This window comes from Polaromonas sp. P1_E1_2, from assembly GCF_056406035.1.
On the sequence record NZ_JBFUAZ010000273.1, the window covers coordinates 1 to 5,371 of the forward strand.

The following is a 5,371-nucleotide window of genomic DNA, read 5'->3' on the forward strand; positions in this document are numbered from 1 at the left end:
ATTTAATTGGTTTTATTGGATTTACAAATTTTTTTCAAGGAAGCGTGAAGAGGAGGCGTCATTTGGACTTTCACGCAGCGATGCATTCATTTTGACGCTGCTTCTTTCTAGTGGTGACGCCGGATTGGTTGGCCGAAAAGGACATGCCTTGGGTCGATTCATCAGGCCTGTTCCAATGAGCAGGTGGGCGTCGTAACCAGAAGGATTTACATCGACGGTTCAGGCAATCTCTAGCGTGTCAGGCACGGAAATTGTTTGCATCGAAGGGCGCAGCACGTTACAATAAGAGCTTCACGACCAAATGGGCGGGTTTTCACCGCCCATTTTTTTTGGGCGTTTGTTTTTGAACATACGGATTAAGAGCGGGTTTAAGAGACTGAATGGCATTGCAAGAGACGATTGAGCAAACTGTGACGGGGCTGGGCTACGAGCTGGTCGAGATCGAACGCACCGGCGGTGGTTTGCTGCGCGTCACGATCGACATGTCTTACGTCAAGGGTGCCGAACAGTTCATCAATGCCGAGGACTGCGAAAAAGTCACCCGCCAGCTCCAGTTTGTCCTGGAAGTCGAAGGCGCCGAATATGCGCGGCTGGAAGTCAGTTCCCCCGGCATCGACAGGCCCTTGCGCAACGAAAAAGATTTTGAGCGTTTTGCCGGTGAGTTGATCGACATCACGCTCAAGGCTCCTATTGGCGTGGCTGCCAGCGCCGGTTCAACCGTCGCGGCCAGCCGCAAGAAGTTTCGCGGCACGCTGGAGCGTGTCGTGGCCGCGGACGGCGTGGCCGGCTGGCAGATCGTGTGGAGCGATGAGCCGGCCGTCAAACCCGGCCGGAAGGTCAGTAAGAAGAAGGTTCCCGCACCGCTGCAGGCGTTGGGTTTTACCCTCGATGAAATTCAACAGGCGCGCCTCGCGCCCGTGGTTGATTTCAAGGGGCGTAAACCCAAAATAACGCCTGGTGCCGAACCCTTTGCAGAGAATTAATTTCAAGAAATGAAGAAAGGCAGGCTTGTGAAATGAATCGCGAACTGTTGATGTTGGTTGATGCCATCTCGCGTGAAAAAAATGTGGAACGTGACGTCGTTTTTGGCGCCGTCGAGCTTGCGCTCGCCTCGGCCACCAAGAAGGTGTACGAAGGCGAAGTGGACATCCGCGTGGCCGTCGACCGTGACAACGGCAATTACGAGACCTTCCGCCGCTGGCTGGTGGTGCCTGACGAAGCCGGCCTGCAGAACCCCGAAGCCGAAGAGCTGGTCAGCGACGCACGCGACGAGATTGCCGACATCGAAGAAGGCGACTACATCGAAAAGCCGGTGGAAAGCCTGCCCATCGGCCGTATTGGCGCGCAAGCCGCCAAGCAGGTCATTCTGCAGAAAATCCGTGACGCCGAGCGCGAAATGCTGCTCAACGACTTCATGTCGCGCGGCGACAAGATTTTTGTTGGCACCGTCAAGCGCATGGACAAGGGCGACATCATTGTCGAATCCGGCCGTGTGGAAGGCCGCCTGCGCCGTTCCGACATGATCCCGAAGGAAAACCTGCGCTCCGGCGACCGCGTGCGCGCCATGATCATGGAAGTTGACACGACCCTGCGCGGCGCGCCCATCATCCTCTCGCGCACGTCGCCCGAGTACATGATCGAGCTGTTCCGCCAGGAAGTCCCTGAAATCGAACAAGGCCTGCTGGAGATCAAATCCTGCGCCCGTGACCCCGGTTCCCGCGCCAAGATCGCCGTGCTGTCGCACGACAAGCGTGTCGACCCGATCGGCACCTGCGTCGGCGTGCGCGGCACCCGTGTCAACGGCGTGACCAACGAGCTCGCCGGCGAGCGCGTGGACATCGTGCTGTGGAGCGAAGACCCGGCCCAGTTCGTGATCGGCGCGCTGGCCCCGGCCAACGTGTCGTCCATTGTGGTCGACGAAGAGCGCCACGCCATGGACGTCGTCGTCGATGAAGAAAACCTGGCCATTTCGATCGGCCGCGGCGGCCAGAACGTGCGCCTTGCCGCCGAGCTGACCGGCTGGAAGATCAACATCATGACGGCCGATGAATCTGCGCAAAAGCAGGCGACCGAGACCGATTCCAGCCGCAAGCTGTTCATGGAAAAGCTCGACGTGGACGAGGAAATCGCCGACATCCTGATCTCCGAAGGCTTCACCAGTCTCGAAGAAGTGGCTTATGTGCCGCTGCAGGAAATGCTGGAGATCGAGTCCTTCGACGAAGACACCGTCAATGAGCTGCGCACGCGCGCCAAAGATGCGCTCTTGACGATGGAAATCGCCAAGGAAGAAAATGCCGAAGGCGTGTCGCAGAACCTGCGCGACGTCGAAGGCCTCACGCCAGAGCTGATCGCCAAACTGACAGAAGCGGGCATCCATACCCGCGACGACCTGGCCGATCTGGCCGTGGACGAACTTACCGATATCACCGGCCAGTCTTCGGACGAAGCCAAAGCCCTGATCATGACCGCACGCGCCCATTGGTTTACCGATGAACCCGCTGCCGCTGACACCCCTGCACCTGCAGCGGCCCAAGAGCAATGATCATGGAGGCCAGCAGGAAAAAAACATATGTCCAGTACCACTACCGTCGCTGAATTCGCAGCTGAACTCAATAAATCTCCCGCCACCCTGATCGAGCAATTGACCAGCGCGGGTGTCGCCAAGGCGCAAGCCAGCGACCCCTTGTCCGAAGCGGACAAGCAGAAGCTTCTCGGCTATCTGCAGGCCAGCCATGGCACCGTCACGGCCGAGCGCAAGAAGATCACCCTGGTGAAAAAATCCACCAGCGAGATCAAGCAGGCCGATGCCACCGGCAAGGCACGCACCATCCAGGTGGAAGTGCGTAAAAAGCGTACCTTTATCAAGCGTGACGACGGCTCCGACCAGCCTGCGGAAGAAGTGCAGCCTGAAGTGGCCGCTCCGCCGGCACCTCCCGTCATCGACGATGCCGAGCTGATTCGCCGCGAAGAAGAAGCCAGCCGCCACGCAGAACTGCTGCGCCGCCAGGAGCAGGAGCTTGCTGAAAAACGCCGTCTTCGCGAAGAGCAGGACGCCAAGGATGCTGCGCGCGAGCAGGAGCGCCTGGCCGCCGAGCAAACCGCCCAGGCGGCTGCTGCAGCCGCCGAGGCCGTGGTCAAGAAAGCCAAGCCAGCCGGAAAAGCCAAGGAAGCCGCGCCAGTAACAGCTGAAGCCACCAAGGCCGCTGAAACCGCTGCGGCCGTACAGGCCACGAAGGCTGCCGATGCCGCGGCTGCCGCTGCAACTGCCAAGGCCAAAGCCACCGCCGAATTCCAGGCTGACGCGGYCAAGGCGCAAGAGCTCCAGGACCGCCGCCGCAAGGCCGAAGCAGAAGCTGCCGGCATTCGCGCCATGATGTCCGCGCCCAAGCGCGTTCTGGTGCCCCACGTCGATCCCAAAGCCGCCATCAAGGGCACGCTGCACAAGCCGGCCGGCGCGCCGGGTGCCGCAGCCAAACCGGGTGCGCCGGCCGCTGCGGGTGCCCCTGGTGCCGCTGGCAAGAAGGAAGTCAAGTCGGAGAACCTGTCTTCGACATGGAAAGACGACGCCGCCAAGAAGAAGGGCATTCCAAGCCGTGGCGCACCCGTTGTGCCCGGCCGTGGCAATTTCCGTGGCGGCCCGCGTGGCCGCCGCAATGACCGTGAAGCACGTCCGGAATCCACCTTCGTGGCGCCGACCGAATTCAAGGTCATTGAAGTGCACGTGCCTGAGACGATCACCGTGGCCGAACTCGCGCACAAGATGAGCGTGAAGTCATCGGAAGTGATCAAGCACCTGATGAAGCTTGGCCAGATGGTCACCATCAACCAGCCGCTGGACCAGGACACTGCCATGATTGTGGTGGAAGAAATGGGCCACAAGGCCGTGACGGCTTCGCTGGACGACCCGGAAGCCTTTGCCGACGAAGACGTGCAAGGCCAGCAGGCCGAGTTGTTGCCGCGTGCGCCGGTTGTGACGGTCATGGGTCACGTTGACCACGGCAAGACCTCGCTGCTCGATTACATCCGCCGCGCCAAAGTGGCCTCCGGTGAAGCGGGCGGCATCACCCAGCACATCGGTGCCTACCACGTGGAAACCCCGCGCGGCATGGTGTCCTTCCTGGATACCCCGGGCCACGAGGCGTTTACCGCCATGCGTGCCCGTGGCGCCCAGGCGACCGACATCGTGATTCTGGTGGTGGCGGCTGACGACGGCGTGATGCCGCAGACCAAGGAAGCCATCAAGCATGCCAAGGCGGCCGGTGTTCCCATCGTGGTGGCGATCAACAAGATCGACAAGCCTGGTATCAACATGGAGCGCGTCAAGGGCGAGCTGGTCACCGAAGAAGTGATTCCCGAAGAGTTCGGCGGCGACGTTCCTTTTGTCGGTGTCTCGGCCCATACTGGCKCCGGTGTCGATGCCTTGCTCGAACAGGTGCTGCTGCAGGCAGAAGTGCTTGAACTCAAGGCGCCGGTGGATGCGCTGGCCAAGGGCCTGGTGATCGAAGCCCGCCTCGACAAGGGCCGTGGCCCCGTGGCGACTGTGCTGATTCAGGCGGGAACGCTGAAAGCCGGCGACGTGGTGCTGGCCGGTTCGACCTATGGCCGCGTGCGCGCCATGCTGGACGAAAACGGCAAGCCGATCAAAACGGCGGGTCCGTCGATTCCAGTGGAAATTCAGGGTCTGACGGAAGTACCGCAGGCTGGTGATGAATTCATGGTCATGCTCGACGAGCGCCGTGCCCGTGAAATCTCCACCTACCGTGCCGGCAAGTTCCGCAATACCAAGCTGGCCAAGCAACAGGCCGCCAAGCTGGAGAACATGTTCTCCGACATCGGCGCCGGTGAAGTGAAGATGCTGCCCATCATCATCAAGGCCGATGTGCAAGGCTCGCAGGAAGCGCTGGCCCAGTCGCTGCTGAAGCTCTCGACCGAAGAGGTCAAGGTCCAGCTCGTGTACTCCGGTGTCGGCGGCATTTCCGAGTCCGACGTCAATCTGGCGATTGCCTCCAAGGCCGTGGTGATCGGGTTCAACACCCGCGCCGATGCCCAGGCCCGCAAGCAGGCCGAAAACAACGGCGTGGACATTCGCTACTACAACATCATTTATGACGCTGTGGACGAACTGCGCGCCGCGATGTCGGGCATGCTAACGCCGGACAAGAAGGAAGAAGTCATCGGCAATGCCGAGATTCGCCAGGTGTTCAAGGTCAGCAAGATCGGCTCGATCGCCGGCTGTATGGTCACCGCCGGGGTGGTTCGCCGCACCGCGCGCCTGCGCCTTCTGCGCGAAAACGTGGTCGTCTTCACGGGCGAACTCGACTCGCTCAAGCGCTTCAAGGACGACGCCAAGGAAGTCAAGGAAGGCTTCGAG

4 protein-coding genes are annotated in these 5,371 nt (G+C 60.7%); all 4 read left to right on the forward strand.

Going from position 1 to position 5,371, the window contains the following annotated elements:
- A partial coding sequence (locus AC1D1P_RS13430) for a hypothetical protein (protein WP_477673326.1) occupies nucleotides 1-196 on the forward strand: 196 nt, incomplete at its 5' end.
- A gap of 184 nt (nucleotides 197-380) precedes the next feature.
- A complete protein-coding gene (rimP, locus tag AC1D1P_RS13435; protein WP_477673327.1) occupies nucleotides 381-983 on the forward strand; it encodes a ribosome maturation factor RimP in 603 nt (200 codons plus the stop codon).
- 32 nt (nucleotides 984-1,015) lie between these two features.
- A complete protein-coding gene (gene nusA / locus AC1D1P_RS13440) occupies nucleotides 1,016-2,542 on the forward strand; it encodes a transcription termination factor NusA (RefSeq protein WP_477671652.1) in 1,527 nt (508 codons plus the stop codon).
- 27 nt (nucleotides 2,543-2,569) lie between these two features.
- The coding region (gene infB, locus AC1D1P_RS13445) for a translation initiation factor IF-2 (protein ID WP_477673328.1) at nucleotides 2,570-5,371 on the forward strand (2,802 nt) is incomplete at its 3' end.

Excerpts from the sequence above, each read along its gene's own strand:
- rimP (WP_477673327.1), top strand. The coding sequence starts at position 381 with ATGGCATTGCAAGAGACGATTGAGCAAACTGTGACGGGGCTGGGCTAC.
- nusA (WP_477671652.1), top strand. The coding sequence starts at position 1,016 with ATGAATCGCGAACTGTTGATGTTGGTTGATGCCATCTCGCGTGAAAAA.